This is a genomic window from Paraburkholderia sp. GAS448 (genome assembly GCF_050435685.1).
In the GTDB taxonomy this organism is placed as follows: domain Bacteria; phylum Pseudomonadota; class Gammaproteobacteria; order Burkholderiales; family Burkholderiaceae; genus Paraburkholderia.
In genome coordinates, this window is record NZ_JBNDKT010000002.1 from 241,036 (window position 1) to 259,923 (window position 18,888).

An 18,888-nucleotide genomic window follows, 5' to 3' on the forward strand; every position below is an offset into this window, starting at 1 on the left:
TGTCAGTCTGATGGCGGCGCCGGAATCTCCGCGGCTTCCGGCTCTGCGTGCCCCAGCAGCGCGTCGCTGTCATCCTTCAGACCAACACCGGTAAGACCGAGCTGGCGTGCATGCGTCAGCAGATAGTGGAGCTTGTGGGCGGCCGCGTCGTAGTTCAAACCTTCGGGACGCACGTTGGAAATGCAGTTGCGCTGCGCGTCGCTGCAACCGACTTTCGGCGCATACGTCAGGTAGATTCCGAGACTGTCCGGCGAACTGAGGCCCGGCCGCTCGCCGATCAGCATCACGACAAGCTTCGTCTTCAGAATTTCGCCGATCTCGTCGCCGAGTGCCACGCGAGCTTGCCGTGCCACGACGACGGGTCCGATCGTCCAGTCCGTGAGGCGCAAACGTACGGCGTTCAAAAGCGGAATCGATTGTTTCGACGCAGCGAATGCCGACAAACCATCGGCAATGACAAAGACCACTTCGGGCGGCTCTAGCGTCACCTGCATGAGTGCTTCGCGGCTCTCCTCTGACAGACGTCGCCCCAGATCCGGCCGCCTCAGATAGTGCTCGCGATCGGGCGCCGCGCTATGGACGTCGAGTGTAGTGAAGGCGTGGGTGCGCAACTGTTCATGCAGCATGTCGGCGTCAAGCGGATGATGCACGGCGTCACGCGCCTGTGCATGCGACAGGTTGAACGCGAGCAACGGCGCAGTCGGCAGACTGTTTCCCGCGCGGCCCAACGCGATGCGTGCGTTCGTGAACTGGCGCAACGCATTCCATGGATTCTTTTCGAGGAAGTCGCTCATGCGATGTCCGCTCCTATCCATTCGCGTGCGCCTTCGAGCAGCGGCTGACGCGGCGACGCACTCAGCAATACGCCGTGCGCATCGGTGATCTGCATCGATTCCAGCCATTCTTCGAACTCGGGCGCACGTCGCAGACCGAGTACATCACGCACGTACAGCGCGTCATGGAACGACGTGCTCTGGTAGTTGAGCATCACATCGTCCGCGCCCGGGATGCCCATGATGAAGTTGATGCCCGCGACACCGAGCAGCGTCAGGAGGTTATCCATATCGTCCTGATCGGCTTCTGCGTGATTCGTGTAACAGATGTCGCAGCCCATCGGCACGCCGAGCAGCTTGCCGCAGAAGTGATCTTCGAGCCCTGCGCGCGTGATCTGCTTGCCGTCGTACAGATACTCCGGGCCGATAAAGCCGACCACCGTATTCACCAGAAACGGATTGAACTTGCGCGCAACCGCATACGCGCGCACTTCGCACGTCTGCTGGTCGACGCCATGATGCGCATTTGCCGACAGCGCACTGCCCTGCCCCGTTTCGAAATACATCAGGTTTTCGCCGACCGTGCCGCGCTTGAGCGATAACCCTGCTTCGTACGCTTCCTGCAACAGCGCGAGCGTGATGCCGAAGCCCGCGTTGGCTTTCTCCGTTCCTGCAATCGACTGGAACACCAGATCCACCGGCGCGCCCTTTTCGATGGCGGAAATGGTGTTGGTGACGTGCGTCAGCACGCATGCCTGAGTCGGCACCTGATAGCGTTCGCGGAACCCGTCCACCATGCGCAGCAGCGTCATGATCGCGGCCAGACTGTCGGTAGCGGGATTGATGCCGATCATCGCGTCGCCGCAGCCGTACATCAGACCGTCGAGCATCGATGCGGCGATACCTTTGACGTCATCCGTCGGATGATTGGGTTGCAGGCGCACCGACATGTGGCCCGCTAAGCCGACCGTATTGCGAAAGCGCGTGATCACCGGCCGCTTGCGCGCTGTCGCGATCAGATCCTGATTGCGCATCAACTTCGATACAGCCGCGACCATTTCAGGCGTCAGGCCCGCCGTGATCCGTGTCAGCGCGGCTGTATCAGTCGTGCTCGACAGCAACCAGTTGCGGAAATCCCCGACCGTCAGATGCGCGATTTCGGCGAAGGCTTCCGGCGAATGGTCGTCAACGATCAGCCTTGTGACCTCGTCGCTCTCATACGGGATCAGCGCCTGATTGAGGAACGTGCGCAGCGGCACTTCCGCAAGCGCCATTTTCGCGGCGACGCGTTCTTCTTCACTAGCCGCCGCCACCCCGGCGAGCTGATCGCCAGACCTCAGCGGGCTCGCCTTCGCCATCAGTGTTTTCAGATCGGCGAACCGGTAGGTGCGGCTGCCGATCGTCTCTGTATAGCTCATATCGGATGCTCCATCGCCACTACCAGGGTAGCGGCTTCGCCTGTGGCGTCAGTCCTCTAGCAGAACGTCGGCCTGCGCCACTTCGCGCTGCTGCCGCGTCAACAGGAAGTAGACGTAGCCGAGCGCAAGAAAGATCGCGAACACGATCGCCACCAGGAAGTTGAAGTACACCATCGTTGCCAGCGAGATCACCGCCGCCACCAGCGCGAACGCCGGGAAGAACGGGAACAGGGGCGCGCGGAACGGCCGCTCCATGTCCGGCTGCGTGCGGCGCAGCTTGAACAGCGACAACATGCTGATGATGTACATCACAATAGCGCCAAAAACCGACATCGTCACGATGTTCGCAGTCAGCGTCTGGCCGCCGAACTGGATCAGTTCGTCGCTATAGATCGCCGCGATGCCGACCACGCCGCCCGCCAGAATCGCGCGATGCGGCGTCTTGAAGCGCGGATGCACCTTCGACAGAAACTCGGGTAGATAGCCCGCACGGGCGAGCGCGAAGATCTGCCGCGAATAGCCGAGAATAATGCCGTGGAACGACGCGACAAGGCCGAACAGACCGAGCCACACGAGCATGTGCATCCAGCCGCTGTTCGCACCGACGATGAATTTCATCGCCTGCGGTAGCGGGTCGTTGATGTTGGCGAGTTTGGTCCAGTCGCCTGCCGCACCGGCGAATACCATCACGCCGACCGCCAGCGCGACGAGCGTCAGGATGCCCGCGATGTAGGCGATCGGGATCGAGCGTTTTGGGTCTTTCGCTTCCTCGGCGGCCATCGCGACACCTTCGATCGCGAGGAAAAACCAGATTGCAAATGGAATGGCCGCCAGCATGCCGCTGAATGAGCCGAGGCTGAAGTGTTCCGCGCCCGACCAGCCGCCCTTCGTGAAGTTCGACCACTCGAAGCCCGGTGACACGACGCCCATGAAGACCACCAGCTCGAAGATTGCCAGCAACGTGACGCACAATTCGAACGCCGCCGCGATCTGCACCCCGACGATATTGAGCGCCATGAAGACGAGATAGGCGCCCATGGCCGCGTGTTTCGGATCGAGGCCGGAGAACTGGACGTGCAGATAGGCGCCGATCGCGAGTGCGATGGCGGGCGGTGCGAACACGAATTCGACGAGCGTCGCCGCACCGGCGAGATAGCCGCCAGTCGGGCCGAATGCCTGGCGCGCGTAGGCGAACGGGCCGCCGGCGTGCGGAATCGACGTGGTGAGTTCGGTGAAGCTGAAGATGAACGTGGTGTACATCGCGGCGATAAAGAGCGCCGTGATGATGAAGCCGAGCGTGCCGGCGCTGGCCCAGCCGTAACTCCAGCCGAAGTATTCTCCGGAAATGACGAGGCCGACGGCGATGCCCCAGAGCTGCCAGGTGCCCAGGGTCTGCTTCAGTTCGTGATGGATCGCTTTGCTCATTTGCGGGCCTTTTGAGGTTGGTTCCATCGGGTTCCGCGGGTTTTCGCTGTTTTCCGCGGGGTCACCCCGTGCGACCCGTTGCGAACAGGGTTCAGCCGATCGTAGCGAGTCATTAATCCAGGCGTTATCGAAAATCGGCAAATGTGGGGGTCGTCGCCAGACAACATGAGCGAAGACTCCGTGAATTCCGGCTTTTCTGGCAGCGAGGCTCCACGCCGATTTGCGCGCTTTGGTGCGGAAGAGCCTCCGCGACTCGACCTCTACGCGGGCGTTGCGCCCGTGAGAAAATCCACGACTTGCGAAAACGACGGGCGACGGGCACATGGCAGCGATAGGTGAATTCGAACTTATTCCCCCGGACCAATGGCTTTTCCCCGGGCATGCCGACGTGGTGGGCGCCATGCGTCGGGCGGAGGCGTGGTTTCAGGCTCACGAGACCTACGAAGGTGCCGAGCGGAGCATCGAGGAATTCGTCCGGCAGTGGGCGTTGCGGCGCCTGCTTGACGCTTACCGATATCCCGCGGAATGGATCGGCGAGCGCATCGTCATCGACGAGCCGGTCAGGATGGGCTCGACCCAAAAGGAAGCCGATATCTCGATCAGGAATTCCAGTCGACGCACCTTCCTGTATGTCGGGACCAAAAAGCGCGGAGTACCCAACGACGAATTCAAGGAGGCTGAACGCCAGCTGGAAACGTATCTGGCGTCCACTCATACAGCCACCATCGGCCTGATCACCGATGGCGATCGAGTGAGGACGTTGCGGAAGAAAATCGATCCAGGCGGCTTTGAACTTATCGCCGATCTTCCTTCATACGGGCTCGAGACGCGCTACAAGGTTCAACTGGTACGAGAGATGCCGGAGCAGGGCGAGGGACGAAGCACGGGACTGAAGCTTCTCAATGCTGACTTCGAACGCGTTCTATTCGATTGCCACAGCGCAGCCCGCGATGTCGACGGGTTGCATGCGGATGAGGCGTTAGACGAGATCTGCAAGATCATTTATACGAAAGTCTATGACGAACGGCAGACCGCGAAACAGCCGGTCGGTACCCCTTTCGCGTTTCAGGCTTATGGCGCCAGCAACGCGTCCGAAGTTGCCTCCGATATTCGAGTCCTCTATGACGAGGCTCGCGCAGCCGATCTGGACATCAACACCGAACGCATCCCAGGATATGAGCGGTCAAGAGGTGTCTTCAGGTCACAGATAAGGCTGTCGGATTCAGCCTTGTATCGCGTGGTTGAGCGGCTGCAAGAGTTTTCTCTCGTGGACAGTCAAGCCGACATCAAAGGCCGCGCATTCCAGAAAGTGCTGGGGCCCGCGATCCGGGCTGGCATGGGTCAGTATTTCACGCCTGATCCGATCGTGGAGCTTGCCGTCGGGTTAATTCAACCCAAGGCCGATGAATTGATCCTTGATCCGTTCTGTGGGTCAGGCCATTTCTTGACGAAAGCGTCGCAATACGTAGTCCGCGAGCAAGGAAGAACATTGGCTCCGCATGATCTGCATGAGTTCAAGTGCTTTCACTTGCACGGTATTGAGAAATCGGATCGCATGGTCCGCATCGCGATGACCGACATGATGCTCAACGATGACGGGCACACCAACATCCGGAACCAGGACGCGCTCCTGAGTTTCGACAACTATCCGGACATTACCGCTCTGCGTCGCAACGGGCGCGCCGATCCAGCGGTTTTCGATGTGATACTGACCAATCCTCCTTTCGGCAGCATCATGCGGCAAGAGACGATGGAGATGATGGGAAGATTCGAGCTTGGACATAAAAAGAAGTCGCTTCCGCTGGAAATTCTCGGCCTGGAGCGCAGCCTGCAATTCTTGCGACCGGGCGGACGGATGGCAATCGTATTGCCTGAACATCTGATGAAGGGGAAAAGCGCCTTGTTTGTCCGAAAATGGCTTGAGGGCGTCGCACGATTGAAGGGGATCTTTTTCTTCCCGGAGGAGGCTTTTACTCCTTATGGGGCGCTGGTAAAGACCTGCCTCTGTATCGTGCAGCGATTGAAAGAGGATGAGCGACCCTCCGGTTCGGATAAGACATTCCTCTGTGAGATTGAGAATCTGGGCTACGACGCCACGGGCCGGCCCGAGGCTGGATCGGAAATTCAGGCCGCCATGTTGGCCTTCCATCAAGAGGTGCCCTGGCAATGAAACGACTCGTCAAATCACTTCGTGAGTTGCAGGCCGCCGGCCGATGGGATATTGACTTCCACTTACCGCCGGAGGGCATCAAGTCTTTTCCTGCGGATACCCTGTGCCGCGTCGACGAAGTCGCCGATGTAGCGAAAGACAAAAGAGATCCGACCAGGCTGCCAGACGTTCCATTTCAGTATCTGGACATTTCAAGCGTAGATGTCGCAACGGGATCTGTAGCAAATCCTCAAGACCTGGAAGGGGCAGAGGCGCCGTCTCGTGCGAGAAAGGTCGTGCGAGCGTTCGATATATTGATCTCGACATGTCGCCCTACGCGGGGTGCGATTGCCGTCGTGCCCCGAAAATATCACGACCAGATTGCGTCCACTGGTTTTTCAGTCGTTCGAGCTCACGACGATGTCAATCCGTTTTATCTGCATTTTGCGCTTCGGTTGCCCAGTACTCTTGAGCAATTCCGAAAGTGGAGTACCGGGTCGAGTTATCCTGCAATTCTTGACGAGGACGTTGCAAAGACATTGATTCCTGTCCCGTCGGCTGAAGAACAGGACAGGATAGCGCTGTTGGTAGTCCAGGCTTTGGACGCACGCGACCAGGCCATTCGAAAAGCCAACTATGCCTGGAATCGGACACTGGGCGAAATTACGTCCCGCCTGAGCGGCAGTGCGGTTATGCCAGACGCCATGGAAAAAGCGGAGTCCGGGAGCGTACCGATCACCACTGCCGATATTCAGGAGACGATTCGATCGCTACCCGAGCTGACGATCGATGGCCGCAACACGAGCACGGAAGCGCAGGCAGTTTTGATCTGACAGATTCGATTTTTGAAGGGAAGTCGAATTCGTCGTCAGGGAGTTGAGGAATTTAAGTGCTTATGTGATTTGCGTCGGCGAGCGCGTGCGAATTCCGCAGGATTTGGAATCTGTTTTCGCTGAGATGCGGATGATGGGCATTTTTTATGATGATCCGGGGATTGTGGCGGAGGCGAAGTTGAGGTCGAGGGCGGGGGTTGTGTTGCCCAGGCCGGTGGAGGTGGTGGCGCCGGTTGGTTTGACGTCGATTGCCGGCGGGCAGTACGCGGTTTTGAGGCACAAGGGACCGTATGGAGATATGCGCGCGGCGTATCAGTGGCTTTATGGGGAGTGGCTTGTGCAGTCGGGCAGGGAGGCGGCGGATGCGCCTTGCTTTGAGGAATATTTGAATAATCCGAAGGAGACTGCGCCTGGCGAGCTGTTGACGGATATTTGTTTGCCGTTGCTGTAGGCGATGGCCAGGACCGATTGGAAGCGTCCACGATTTTCATCGACCGTGTAGGGATCTCCCGCGCGCTCCATGGATTCGCCTCTCAGGCCGATGACTCGAAAAGCGCGATTCGCGATTGATCGTCGCATCCGGGTTGAAGTGCGCATAGGAGAGCTTACCATCACACTTGCCTGAACTGATCAAACAAAAAACCCGGCCTGAGCCGGGTCTTTTTGCGTGGACGCAGATGATCGCTTTTGCCGTGTCGCCTTCCACGGACAACTGTAGATGGATACAAAAGGTGAGAAAGAGGGCCTTGCTGGCAAAGGACTTGCGGGGGATGCGCACCCATAAAGCGAGAAAGCGGGACGCATAAAATGAGAAATTTCGCCCGCGGCCATCTCGAACCGGGTGCAAAGCGAGTGGCTGATTGAACCTGTCCCATCAGCGGACGGTGGTCGCGCACGCGCGCAGATTTCGAAAAACTGCGCTTAAAGTAAGCAAATTCTAGCGATTTTCGCGGGTGATGGGAATCTGCTGGATGTGCGCCGACGACCCTTCCCTATCCCCTCTGAGGCCAGCGATTTCGATGGTGGGTCAAGGCGGCCGCGGGCGCCCGTCTCGACCCGACATGGAGGGCACCCATGAAATCGACCCGCCTTTGTCTTGCCTGCGGCAACGCGTTCGTGCCGCTGCGGCATGTTCCCCATCAGCGATATTGCTCCTCGAAGGTTTGTCAGCGCGCCCGTCGTCGCGACTGGCAGCGCAACCAGCTCCGTAACGACAGCGACTATCGCGACAACCAGGCCCGCGCCCAAGCGAAATGGCGTGCGGACCACTCGAGCTACTGGCGCGAATATCGAGCTGCGCATCCCGCGTATCGTGAGCGCAACCGCAGTATGCAGCGGTCGCGCAATGCGCGACGGGGCTCCAGGCCAGTTGCAAAGATGGACGTCATCAGGCTCCCGCAGCCGCTGGACTCTGGCTTCTATCTGCTATCGCACGCGAACAATTCCGGCGTTGCCAAAATGAACGCGTGGACCGTTCACATCGCCGTGCTGTCTGCGCCGACAGCGCCACCGACGTGATTGCAAAGAGATGACCTGATACGCATCGGTGTACGGCCTGCTACCTTTGCCATGTCGCCGTTCGCTTTCGAACGCGACCTTCTGATGTGAAGCCGCGACGCTTGCATCCGGCGCACCCTTGCGCCCGGTGCCTGCCGCGTGTCCGTCTCTGAGTTGCGGGGTGGAGCATGTCATTCAATAACGCGGATGCACCGGTCGTCGCCAGTTCGTCTGCCGGGCGCGCAGCGGAGTATGTCCGCATGTCGACCGAACACCAGCAGTATTCGACCGAGAATCAGCGCGACCGGATTCGGGACTACGCTGCCCGCCGCGGATTCCAAATCGTCCGCACATATGCCGATGAGGGTAAAAGCGGTCTTCGAATTGACGGCCGGCAGGCACTGCAGAATCTCATTGCCGATGTGGTCAATGGCAACGCCGACTTCAGCGTCATCCTCGTCTATGACGTGAGTCGTTGGGGGCGGTTCCAGGACGCCGACGAGAGCGCGTATTACGAGTACATCTGCCGCCGCGCTGGCATCCAGGTTGCGTACTGCGCCGAGCAGTTCGAGAACGACGGCTCACCTGTCTCGACTATTGTTAAAGGGGTAAAACGGGCCATGGCCGGCGAATACAGCCGTGAGCTGTCGGCGAAGGTGTTTGCCGGCCAGTGCCGTTTGATTGAGATGGGTTTCCGGCAAGGAGGGCCGGCTGGCTATGGACTGCGCCGCGTGCTGGTCGACGACCACGGTCTCATGAAAGCAGAATTGCGGCGCGGTGAGCATAAAAGCCTGCAGACGGACCGGGTAATTCTCATGCCGGGACCGGAAAGCGAGGTGCGAACCGTCAACCTAATCTACGACTGGTTTATCGACGGGTCGCTCGATGAATACGAAATTGCCGCGCGTCTGAACGGCATGCGCGTGCGGACTGACCTTGACCGGGAATGGACTCGAGCCACGGTACGGGAGGTATTGACCAACGAGAAGTACATCGGCAACAACGTGTACAACCGTGTGTCGTTCAAACTCAAGAAGATGCGCGTGACCAACACACCTGACATGTGGATTCGAAAGGAAGGCGCATTTCAGGCCATCGTGCCGAGCGAGACGTTCTACACCGCTCAGGGCATCATGCGAGCACGAGCGCGTCGCTATTCGAACGAGGAGCTAATCGAGCGGCTGCGCAACCTGTACCGAAGTCGTGGGTTTCTGTCGGGTGTTGTGATTGATGAAACCGACGGCATGCCATCTACGTCGGTTTATGTGTATCGTTTCGGAAGCCTGATTCGTGCCTATCAGACCGTCGGTTTTACACCTGGCCGGGACTATCGTTACATCGAAACCAACCGCTTCCTCCGGCAACTGCATCCAGAAATCGTCGCGCAAACGGAAACAAAAATCGCGGATTTGGGCGGCACGGTAATGCGCGACGCCGCAACCGACCTGCTGACGGTCAACGACGAGTTCACAACCTGCATCGTGCTCGCGCGCTGTCAGGCGCATGACAATGGTCGCAATCACTGGAAGGTGCGCTTCGATACCAGCCTCTTGCCGGACATCACGGTTGCCGTGCGGCTCGACCAGACGAATGAATCGACCCTCGACTACTACCTGCTGCCACACCTGGATTTTTGCCAACAGCGCATCCATCTGGCAGACCAGAATCCCATCGAGTTTGAGAGCTATCGCTTCGATACGCTGGATTACCTCTATGGCATGGCCGAACGCGCCCGTCTCAGGAGAGTAGCGTGAATACGCGGCAGCAGACCGGAGAAATCCGGATGGTCCCCGTCTCCCAGATTGAAGTTCTCAATCCGCGAGAACGGAATGGTCGCGTTTTCAAGGAAATCGTCGACAACATCAAGACCATCGGTCTCAAAAAGCCTATCGTCGTCACGCCGCGAGCCACGGCTAGCGGCATAGAAAAATATCTGCTTGTGTGCGGCGAGGGGCGACTGAAAGCGTTCCGCACGCTCGGGGAAACGACTATTCCCGCACTCGTGGTGAGCGTCAGCGATGAGGACGCGTTCGTCATGAGTCTGACGGAAAACATTGCGCGCAGACAGTGTCGTCCCATCGAACGGCTTGCCGGCATCCGGCTATTGCAGCAGCAAGGGTATGCGCCGAAGGTCATAGCCGAAAAAACAGGTCTCACGTCGACTTACGTTCACGGCATCCTGACGCTGCTGCATCAAGGGGAAGAGAGACTGGTGGTTGCGGTGGAGAAAGGCCTCGTTCCTCTGAACGCCGCCCTCACGATTGTCGGCGCCGGTGACGACGACGCTGAAATACAGGCGGCACTCCAGGAGGCCTACGAGTCAGGCAAATTGCGGGGCAAGCAGCTGATGAACGCTCGCCGTGTTATCGAGCGCAGAAAGACGCTCGGGAGAAGCGCCACGCGCAATATGACCCGCAAGTCAGCGGCCGTCACGACATCGAGTCTCGTACGTACATATGAGCGCGAGGTAGAGCGTCAGAAATCCATGGTCAGGAAGGCCGAATTCACACAACAGCGTCTGCTGTTTGTCGTCGGTGCACTGAGACAACTGTTTGCCGATGAGAACTTCATCAACCTGCTGCGCGCAGAGGGACTGGCCAGCCTGCCGAAATATCTTGCCGAACGCGTCTGGCCGAACGGGAGTGTTACATGACTGGCGTCACTCTTGGATTCATCCCCGAGCCGTTGTCAGTGCCAGTCTGCAACATCCTGCCTTCGCGCAGGATACCGGCGCCCGTGGTCGAATCGCGAAAATACAAACAGATAAGAACCTCCATTGAGGAGGTAGGCCTCATCGAACCGCTCTCCGTAACGGCTGCGGACCAGTCTTCCGGGCAACATGTTCTCCTGGACGGCCATCTACGCTTACACGCTATCCAGGACCTGGGGCAAGAGCGCGTCGCTTGTCTTGTCGCGACCGATGACGAAAGCTACACCTATAACAACCGTGTCAATCGCCTTTCGACAATTCAGGAGCACTATATGATACGGCGCGTAGTCGATAAAGGCGTATCGCCTGAACGATTGGCGAAGGCTCTTTCTGTGGATGTATCGCTGATTATAAAGAAGATGTCGCTCCTCGACGGTGTATGCCCAGAGGCGGCCGAACTTCTCGGCGACCGGCAGTTCTCGCCGGAGCTGGTTCGCGCAATTCGCAAAATGAAGCCGACGCGGCAGGTGGAATGCGTCGAGCTGATGGTGGCCGCGAATAATGTGACCGTCTCCTACGCCGAGGCATTGTTGGTGGCCACGCCTGCGGCGCTCCTTGTAGAAGGCAAGAAGCCAAGCAAACTGACCGGCGTTAGCCCGGAGCAAATGGCAAAAATGGAGCGGGAGATGAGCAATCTGCAGGTCCAGTACAAGCTCGTGGAGCAGACTTACGGGCAGGACGTGCTGAATCTGGTTCTTGCGAAAGGTTATCTCGCCAAACTTCTCGAAAATGAATCTGCACGACAATATGTTGCCCAGCGCCATCCGGACTTGATGAGTGAGTTCGAGTCCATCATTGCAACCGTTTCACTGGACCAGCAGCAATTCAGCGCGGCACTCTAGCCGAGCACCGATGTTGAGGCTGGATACCTCAGCTCGCGCTTTCGATACCATCGAGGTGCGTAAGCAGCGAACAGTGCCAAACAGTCATTTTCTGTTATTCGGGAAAAAGCCATTTCCGAGTTTCAGCCTCAATTGCAGCCTTTTTTTCCGAATCTGCGGTGGTGGTAAGGAAGCAGCCGTCAATGTTTATTCGATGTGCAGTAGTGCAGGCGCTCTGCAGACATCATGTCCAACGCAATGGTGCATGCTCGAATCTTGCGCGTATCAGCAATTTCCCCTTGTGCGTCTGCCACCTTTAGGGCCTCGTACTGCAGGTCGTGAATTTGTTCGAAAGATTGAGTTATCTGGCGAGCCGCTCCGTCAAGTTTCTGCGATGCGGCTACGCCGCCGATGAAACCCCAACCGGCAGCTATGACTGATAGCGCCGTTAAGACGGACGTGACTACGACGGTCAATCCGTCTCGGTACTCTTCGAAAGCAGTTTTGACAAGCCAAAGGACGGTTAGAACAACCACTATCCAAGGTGCAGTTAAATCGGGGGTATTGTGCTCAATCGAATGGACGGCCGACATGGTCTGAGCAGCGGTTTCGCTCATCCGCTGAATCCCATAAAGGTTCGTCATCAGCGGATTGTCGATGTTGCAAACAATCGTCTTCGGAGGACGCGCGCCTATTATCGTGTCGCATAAGCAGTAGATGGCCGCCGCAAGATTGGCAACAGCTAAAGAGCGCCAATCCCATACGAAGTGCCATGCATTCGCAACAGCTTTGCAGACGACTTTAATCGACATCTTTCAGGAGCCTGTAAGCAAAACCGTTATATCGGCCCCTATCGCGGAAAATTGAGGATTTGACCAACTACAGACCTTGGCGAACCCCTGCCGTTGCAGTCGCAGGCTGCGCTGCGAATGTCGATATTCGCTCTGGTTGACTGGAACCGACGCTCATACGACTCGCCGCGGATGCAGCTCGAACACGCGATGGCGACGCTGGCCGAACGCGACGGAGATGTCGGCGCGCTCACCTGCATCAGCTCGAAGGACCTATCGGGCACGTGCCGCTTTCTGCTGGTTGCGGAGCTTTGTGTGAAGCACGGTCGTCCGGAACACGGGCTCGCATGGGCCGAGCGCGGCATCACGGAGTCAGGCCAAAGCATTGGCCAGCGTCTGCTCGACTTCTGCATCGACGCGTATCTGCGGTGCAGCGAATTCGACAAGGCCGATGCCTATGCGTGGCGACGTTTCGAGATGCGTCCGACCCTTGATGAGCTCTTTCGCTGGCACCCCATAGATGCGGCCGAGGTCGCCCGCGACCGAGGCCTTTGCAAACGCGTTGCCGGCAGCAAACGACGAAACCCAACCTGTCTAACCACTTGCTATAAAAACAGCCCCTCTAAACGTGAAACTTGACAAAACTTGACAGCAGCCGAGTCTCCGCATATTCTTTGTTCACCATGCTAAACATCCCCTTCATCGAGAGCCGTATGCGCCGCCTAGGTCTTACTCAGACCCAGTTGGCGGTCAATTGCGAGGTAAGCCGTGAGGCAGTATCTGGCTGGTTGGCCGGTCGCTATGGCCCGCGGCCATCCCTACTTCAGCGGATGGCCGATGCTCTGCAGGCGACTGTGGACGAAGTGCTTCTCCCGGTTGAACTGCCCGCGAGCCCGGTGATTGCGTACCGGACTGTCAAGAACCAAGAGGTATCCGCGGACGCGATGAAGTCTGCGCATTCTGTCGCCAAGCACCTGCGCCAGCTCCTACCGTACATGGCAAAAGGTCCGCGCTTTGAGCCGCCCACGTTGCGTGTTCCTTCGAGCGATTATGCTTTCGTCCAACGATGCGTTCGTCGTCTTCGCCATTCCATCAAGCTGAACGAGAAGCAGCCAGTCACCATCGAAGACTTGGTGCTGCTGCATGAGAACTTCGGTTCCTTCATCGTTCCGGTGCTGTGGGGCGGGGACATGCACGGACACGAGAATGCCCTTAATGTCTATCTGCCGGATTCCAAGACGTCGTGGGTGCTACTGAATCTCAACTGTAAGACTGACGACGCTAGATTTTGGCTTGCGCACGAACTCGGCCATTGCTACAGCCTTCCGACGTTGCAGGGAAATGACGGGGAAAAGTTTGCAGAGCGCTTCGCTGCTGCACTGCTGTTCCCGGAAGCTGTCGCGCGTGAAATTCTTGCAGAAGTGCGAGCGTCGGACGCGCCCATGCGCATTGTTGAGACAGTGGCCAAGGAACGGCGCATTTCGGTAATCACGGTCGTTCGAGAGTTGGACCGCGCGGCTTCAGCGTCTGGCGACGAACCAACCGGGCTCGACACACCTAAGTTTTACGAAGGATGGAATGCACAACGCTGCGAATTTGCATCGTTGGCCCAAGACCTGTTCGGCAACGACGAGCCATCCGCATTGCAATACGTCGAGGTCGCGGAAAAGTTTTTCCGCACGGATGTCTTCTCAGCTCTGCGAGGCTTACAAGCCGCGGAGGGTAAAGCGTCGGCATCGTTCGTCGCTGGCGCGCTGAACATGAATGTCATCGACGCGATTGATTTGGCTCGTGCGTTGGCTTCTCGCGATGCGGTCTAGTTGAGATTGGACACCGCTCGCTCGTCGAAGTGGACGAAATACCGGTCTTCCCAACCCCTCGGCAGTTCTTCTTCGTAGTTGAGCCAGTCTTTTACCAGTGCTAGCCGATGTTCGCGCTTGATACGCCCACAGCGCTCGAGTTCTGCAACGATATCGACGGTACTGAAGACGTCAAATTGCAGAGTTCGAGCGACGTGGGTCAGTGGCCATTCGTCGGTAGCAATTGCTGCGTTCAGCACATCGGCCGTCGCCAGTGCTGTCAAGTCCGCATCTGAAAGCTCTCGAAGGCCGATGTTCTCTCTCGCGCAATAAGCCGTGAGGAGAGAGTAAGCCTGTGCTTCGAGGGTCTTGCGAGCTCTATTCACAAGCGTGGAGTTTTTCGCGTCCAACGTAATAGTGGCCGCATTCATCTCCTCCTTGTGCGCGGCAGTATCAATCCACGTATACTTTCTGCGAAGCTTCTTGCTCCGCCAGAACTCGTCGTTGAGTTCTTGGCAGATGAGCAATTCAGGACCATCGTCGTGAGGGCCGAGCATCGGGCGTACGTCCGTGAAGTACAGCCGTAAATAGCAGTTCGTGTCAACGATGACTCGGGGACGGTTTGTGGTCATAGAACTTCGATATTTCTCGCTTTCAGTAATGCGCTGATTAAAAGGGCTGTCAATTCTAACCTACCAGTCGAGAAGTCGGAGTCCAACTCCGGTACGCAAACTTTTACCGCGGAACTAGCACATCTCCGGTGAAAATCGCCGCAAATCGAACTGACCAACTTGCGAGGCTGAAGACATTGCCGAAGAGGTGAATAGGCTTGTGCTGTCTCCAGTCCGGCAGATTGAATGCTCGCTGAACCGCCGATACACATTGAGTTTTGCCGGCGCGCCAGAAACTGGCCTGTCAACAGGTGTTCGGGCATTCAGCAGAAGGCGGGAGTCGCGTCGCCCGCCCGGAAGCGTGGTGAGGGTGGGACGGTTGGAGGGTTCTTCAGAAACGCGAGGCGCCACGCCCATCGGGCGGTAGCGGGACTCAAGACGCGCAGTGTGGCACCACCCGCCCTGGTCAGCAAGACCTCGACCAAGGATTCAGTTCCGGTTCTGGTAGTGGATGACGTAAGCGATGAACGTCCGTTTGCCATCGAACGGGGGCGTGACAAGAGCCTCGCGTGAGGCACGCCTTGCTGACCAGGGCGGGTGACTGGCGCTTGCATTCACGAGGAGGCGCGTCGCATCGCCGGCTTCCTTGTACATCGGGAGATGTCGCCCGACTAAACAATGTAAGCCGACTCGGCTGGAGACATCCGCGCCGCCCCGGGGCGCCGGAAGTCCGCTGACGAAGAAGCTTGCCAGTCTTGGGCTGCACTCGCCCGGCTATCTCAATTACAGAGTCTATAGATATTAGGTCATGCTGCGGCCGGAGATAATTTCCTGCCTCCAGTGGTTGTTCTTCGCGTCGGTCAAGCGGAATGCGATGCAGAGTACAAGTTGCGGTGATGTAGGGTATGCGTGCCGGCGACGCAGGGTACAAGCTGCGCCGATGCGGAGTACAAGTCGCACAATCCGCGTCCGAAGCGAATACCCATGATGGAGACTTGCCGTATCGAATCCCAACTGCTCTAGCTTGATGAGTTCAATAGGACCGACCTTCACGCCGACGGCATCTCCCAGTGCGCTTAGGTTGTCTGCGAGGTCAAGGAGTTGCGCAGCGAGCCGGTTAGCTTTACTGAGAAGTGGCTGTTCTTTCGCGCCCTTTCTTCGAGCAACACCGAACGCTCGGGTTCAAAGAAGATGAGAAAACCTTACCAGTTGTCATACGGTTCCTATCGAGCGCCCTACTTGTCAATTTTCGTGTGCAAACGACGCAAAGAGCCCGACCATACGACGCCGTTCAAAAATCACCTTGGATTGCTTCATTATCTCAGGCTGGTGTGTACCGACCCGAGAGTGCATGGTCTGAGCGTGTTCAAGCCGGAGCCAATGGGGGACTATCGCGCGAAATCTCCGAAGCTCGATTGGCTGCTCAAGCAGCTCTCCGAAATCAGGGCGAAGGGCGAGAAGGCAATCGTCTTTTGCGAGTTCCGAGAGATTCAGCGACTTCTGCAGCACTACATCGAAGCCGAGTTCACCTATCGTCCCGACATCATTAACGGGGACACGAGTGCATCGTCGACTCACGTCGCCAGTCGGCAAAAGCGAATCAAAGCCTTTCAAGACGCGCCAGGCTTCGGTGTCCTAGTGCTTTCGCCCGTCGCCGTCGGGTTCGGAGTCAACATCCAGGCGGCAAACCACGTTGTTCACTACTCGCGTACCTGGAATCCGGCCAAGGAGGACCAGGCGACCGACCGCGCGTACCGCATCAATCAGAAGAAGCCGGTCTACGTCTACTATCCAACTGTTTGGGCGGACGATTTCACGACGTTCGATGTCAGGCTTGACCAGCTGCTTGCCCACAAGAGAGGGCTATCAGAGGACATGCTCAACGGCGCGGGGGACGTGGCACCGGGCGATTTCAATATCGCAGACGTTGTGCCGCACTCACAGAGCGACGGCTTGGATGAACGCATCACTCTGGACATGGCACTTCGCATGGGCTGGCAGCATTTCGAGTGTCTTGTTGGCGCGCTTTGGAGCAAACGTGGGCCCGACTGCTATCGGACGCCGGGCACAAATGACAACGGCGTCGACGTCGTCGCCATTGACGACAATCGAGGTCAGCTTATTCAAGCCAAGACCAGCGGAATTGACGGGACGAAACTGGGATGGGACGCCGTCAAGGAGGTCGTGGCGGGCGAAGCGTTCTACCGGCGTCGGCACCCGAACGTGTCGTTTGAAAAGGTCTGCGTCACAAATCAGTTCTTCAATACGCAGGCACATGAGAGCGCGAATTTGAACTCGGTCGAGCTGCTTGACCAGACGCATCTCGGGGACCTGCTTCGAGCGCATGAAACGACCATGCTCGAGGTAGAGCGGATGCTGTTCGCCGAATGGGAATCAGCGGACGCCCTGAGTTGAATTGCGGGACGACACGGTTGCGTTCGAAAGCGCGTCAGCTCGCAATCCAGCAGACCCCGCACAATCTGGTGTCAGGTGCTATCACGTGGCAGGTGATGATGACTTGCCGCGAGGTTTGCTGGTGCGCTGTCTCGGATAAGAGTGCCGAAGCTTCAGGTCCGGCAAAACTGCATCAGGCTACGGTCGCCGCCAGCCTGGGTCGCAGCGCATTGACCATGGCGTTGGCCATCTTCAGGAGCCAAGTCATCTGTTCTGCGTCCGTTTCTGGGCCTCCGTGCGGCTTGTACTCCACAACCAGTACACCAACGACGCGGTCGCTGTCTTCCGTTACATCCTTGATGTCAAACCGGACGGAGTGACCGAGTTCACTCTCCAGGGCGGATTGGTCCTCGAGGAGCGTCTGCATGAAAGCCCGCCCTTCGGGGCCCTTGAACTTCACCATGACTGCGGCACGGCGATTCTCGCGGAAAGCGACCAGACCACTTGCAACCGGGCCCGGGAGGTCCATGCGAACCCAGTTGTTGCCGCCGTGCCGAGGCGGTGTCTGGTCCGGGTGGTCGAAGCGAACCTCGTTGATAAACATGTTCCAGAATGCCTTGTTCTGCTCGCGCGAGGCACTTCCGGCTGCGCCCGAGTCCGCGCCATCCCTTTCGATTACTCTATCGTCGACAGGTGACGGGACGACCGGTTCGACGGCGGACGCCTCACGGCCGCCATTCACAAACACCTCACGTCGAACGAGCTCCGTCTGCACTGGCACATTGGGGACAATGAGTGTGCGTCCGCGGGCGTCGCGGTAAAGGCGGATTTCGAGAAGCGCGAGCCGCGCGAGCACGCCGCCCTGGTTCGCCAGCAGATTCTTCAGCGCATGCAGGTCGCTTCGAATCCCGTCGCCGGCGATGGCGAGCAGAAAGTCGCCACGGCGCAGTGACTCATTAACCGCGTCGACGAACCGGGCTTCATCGAGCTCAGGAAAAGCTTCGCTGGCAGCCTTGAATATCGGATTCTCCCCGGTCAAACCGCGCGTGTGCTTGAGCTTGGCTTCGAGGTCCGAGTAAGTCAGCCGGGACATCAGCGATGCATATTCAAAGAGTTGCGCCACAACTTCGCGTCGTGAACCCGGGTTTCGCCAGAGCTTGCACTCAATCAGGACGAGACGCCCGGTCGGGGACACACCCAGCAGGTCGACAAAGACGTTGGATGCGCCATACCGGAGAGGATACTCACGGCACAGCGGGATAAATGCTTCACCATGGCCGAACATTTCGGCCATCGGAAACAAGGCTGCATGTTGAAACAGCTTTTGCTGCAACCAGTCCTCGTCGTGGCCGGCTGACAGCGAAACGCGTTTAAATCCGATGAAGCCGGTGGCCTCGTGCTCTTCGAGAAACACTGTCATGCTAACCTGCTCCCGTCAGTGGGGCCAAGGAGCTTCTAACAAAGTCCAAGTCCCTCTAAACCAGCTCCTGGAAAACGGCAGGAGTATCCGTGGTTGTCCGATGTTTCGCTGCAAACCCTGCTGGCGCGAAATAGCTCAGTGCTCTGTGCCTCAGGACGGGACAAGTGAGATGTTGAGCAGACAGCGTGGCTGCTGAAGACGGCCAATGCCTTAGTCGACGCTCTACATATTCGTCTCGGTAACCTCG

General features: G+C 58.0%; 15 protein-coding genes and 1 pseudogene. 10 read left to right on the plus strand and 6 right to left on the minus strand.

From position 1 onward, the window contains the following. Positions 1-2 precede the first annotated feature (2 nt). The 3 genes from eutC to eat are packed head-to-tail and all read right to left on the minus strand — an operon-like array spanning position 3 to position 3,643. The gene (eutC, locus tag P3T23_RS04765; RefSeq protein WP_429315036.1) at positions 3-794 is read right to left on the minus strand and encodes an ethanolamine ammonia-lyase subunit EutC; all 792 of its coding nucleotides are present in this window, start codon (positions 792-794) and stop codon (positions 3-5) included. Then, positions 791-2,191: an ethanolamine ammonia-lyase subunit EutB gene (locus P3T23_RS04770; RefSeq protein WP_429315037.1), complete on the minus strand. Its 1,401-nt coding sequence runs from the start codon at positions 2,189-2,191 to the stop codon at positions 791-793. Before P3T23_RS04770 ends, eutC begins: the two co-directional genes overlap by 4 nt. Positions 2,192-2,239: 48 nt before the next feature. Further along, on the minus strand, positions 2,240-3,643 hold the full coding sequence (gene eat / locus P3T23_RS04775) for an ethanolamine permease (RefSeq protein ID WP_429315038.1): 1,404 nt from the start codon (positions 3,641-3,643) through the stop codon (positions 2,240-2,242). A 295-nt stretch (positions 3,644-3,938) separates the two neighbouring features. Here eat and P3T23_RS04780 point away from each other — a divergent pair, with 295 nt between their 5' ends. From P3T23_RS04780 to P3T23_RS04810, 7 genes and pseudogenes are all read left to right on the plus strand, one after another. Next, positions 3,939-5,786: a restriction endonuclease subunit M gene (locus tag P3T23_RS04780; RefSeq protein ID WP_429315039.1), complete on the plus strand. Its 1,848-nt coding sequence runs from the start codon at positions 3,939-3,941 to the stop codon at positions 5,784-5,786. Continuing rightward, the gene (locus P3T23_RS04785) at positions 5,783-6,598 is read left to right on the plus strand and encodes a restriction endonuclease subunit S (RefSeq protein ID WP_429315040.1); all 816 of its coding nucleotides are present in this window, start codon (positions 5,783-5,785) and stop codon (positions 6,596-6,598) included. The genes P3T23_RS04780 and P3T23_RS04785 overlap by 4 nt, the downstream gene beginning before the upstream one ends. A gap of 25 nt (positions 6,599-6,623) precedes the next feature. Further along, positions 6,624-7,049 (plus strand): annotated as a pseudogene (locus tag P3T23_RS04790) (AraC family transcriptional regulator); the annotation flags it as partial. Between the two features lie 623 nt (positions 7,050-7,672). Next, positions 7,673-8,116 (plus strand): hypothetical protein, encoded by a 444-nt coding sequence (locus P3T23_RS04795; RefSeq protein ID WP_429315041.1) that lies wholly within the window; start codon positions 7,673-7,675, stop codon positions 8,114-8,116. Between the two features lie 167 nt (positions 8,117-8,283). Continuing rightward, complete coding sequence (locus tag P3T23_RS04800) at positions 8,284-9,849, plus strand: recombinase family protein (protein WP_429315042.1); 1,566 nt, start codon at positions 8,284-8,286, stop codon at positions 9,847-9,849. A 29-nt stretch (positions 9,850-9,878) separates the two neighbouring features. Further along, the gene (locus P3T23_RS04805; protein ID WP_429315350.1) at positions 9,879-10,748 is read left to right on the plus strand and encodes a plasmid partitioning protein RepB C-terminal domain-containing protein; all 870 of its coding nucleotides are present in this window, start codon (positions 9,879-9,881) and stop codon (positions 10,746-10,748) included. Further along, on the plus strand, positions 10,745-11,647 hold the full coding sequence (locus P3T23_RS04810) for a plasmid partitioning protein RepB C-terminal domain-containing protein (RefSeq protein WP_429315043.1): 903 nt from the start codon (positions 10,745-10,747) through the stop codon (positions 11,645-11,647). The genes P3T23_RS04805 and P3T23_RS04810 overlap by 4 nt, the downstream gene beginning before the upstream one ends. A 179-nt stretch (positions 11,648-11,826) precedes the next feature. Here P3T23_RS04810 and P3T23_RS04815 read toward each other — a convergent pair whose 3' ends face one another. Next, entirely contained in the window at positions 11,827-12,438 is a 612-nt protein-coding gene (locus tag P3T23_RS04815) for a hypothetical protein (RefSeq protein ID WP_429315044.1), read from the minus strand. A 171-nt stretch (positions 12,439-12,609) separates the two neighbouring features. Between P3T23_RS04815 and P3T23_RS04820 the strand changes: the two genes are divergently transcribed. Together P3T23_RS04820 and P3T23_RS04825 are read left to right on the plus strand one after the other, a co-directional pair. Further along, positions 12,610-13,056, plus strand: coding sequence for a hypothetical protein (locus tag P3T23_RS04820; RefSeq protein ID WP_429315045.1), 447 nt, complete (start codon positions 12,610-12,612; stop codon positions 13,054-13,056). 44 nt (positions 13,057-13,100) lie between these two features. Further along, complete coding sequence (locus P3T23_RS04825) at positions 13,101-14,237, plus strand: ImmA/IrrE family metallo-endopeptidase (protein ID WP_429315351.1); 1,137 nt, start codon at positions 13,101-13,103, stop codon at positions 14,235-14,237. Here the strand turns inward: P3T23_RS04825 and P3T23_RS04830 are convergent. After that, positions 14,234-14,848, minus strand: coding sequence for a hypothetical protein (locus P3T23_RS04830; RefSeq protein WP_429315046.1), 615 nt, complete (start codon positions 14,846-14,848; stop codon positions 14,234-14,236). The two genes, P3T23_RS04825 and P3T23_RS04830, sit on opposite strands and share 4 nt — an antisense overlap. 1,080 nt (positions 14,849-15,928) lie before the next feature. Here P3T23_RS04830 and P3T23_RS04835 point away from each other — a divergent pair. Further along, positions 15,929-17,242, plus strand: coding sequence for a helicase-related protein (locus P3T23_RS04835; RefSeq protein ID WP_429315047.1), 1,314 nt, complete (start codon positions 15,929-15,931; stop codon positions 17,240-17,242). Between the two features lie 172 nt (positions 17,243-17,414). Here P3T23_RS04835 and P3T23_RS04840 read toward each other — a convergent pair whose 3' ends face one another. Continuing rightward, entirely contained in the window at positions 17,415-18,641 is a 1,227-nt protein-coding gene (locus tag P3T23_RS04840) for a hypothetical protein (RefSeq protein WP_429315048.1), read from the minus strand. Positions 18,642-18,888 lie beyond the last annotated feature (247 nt).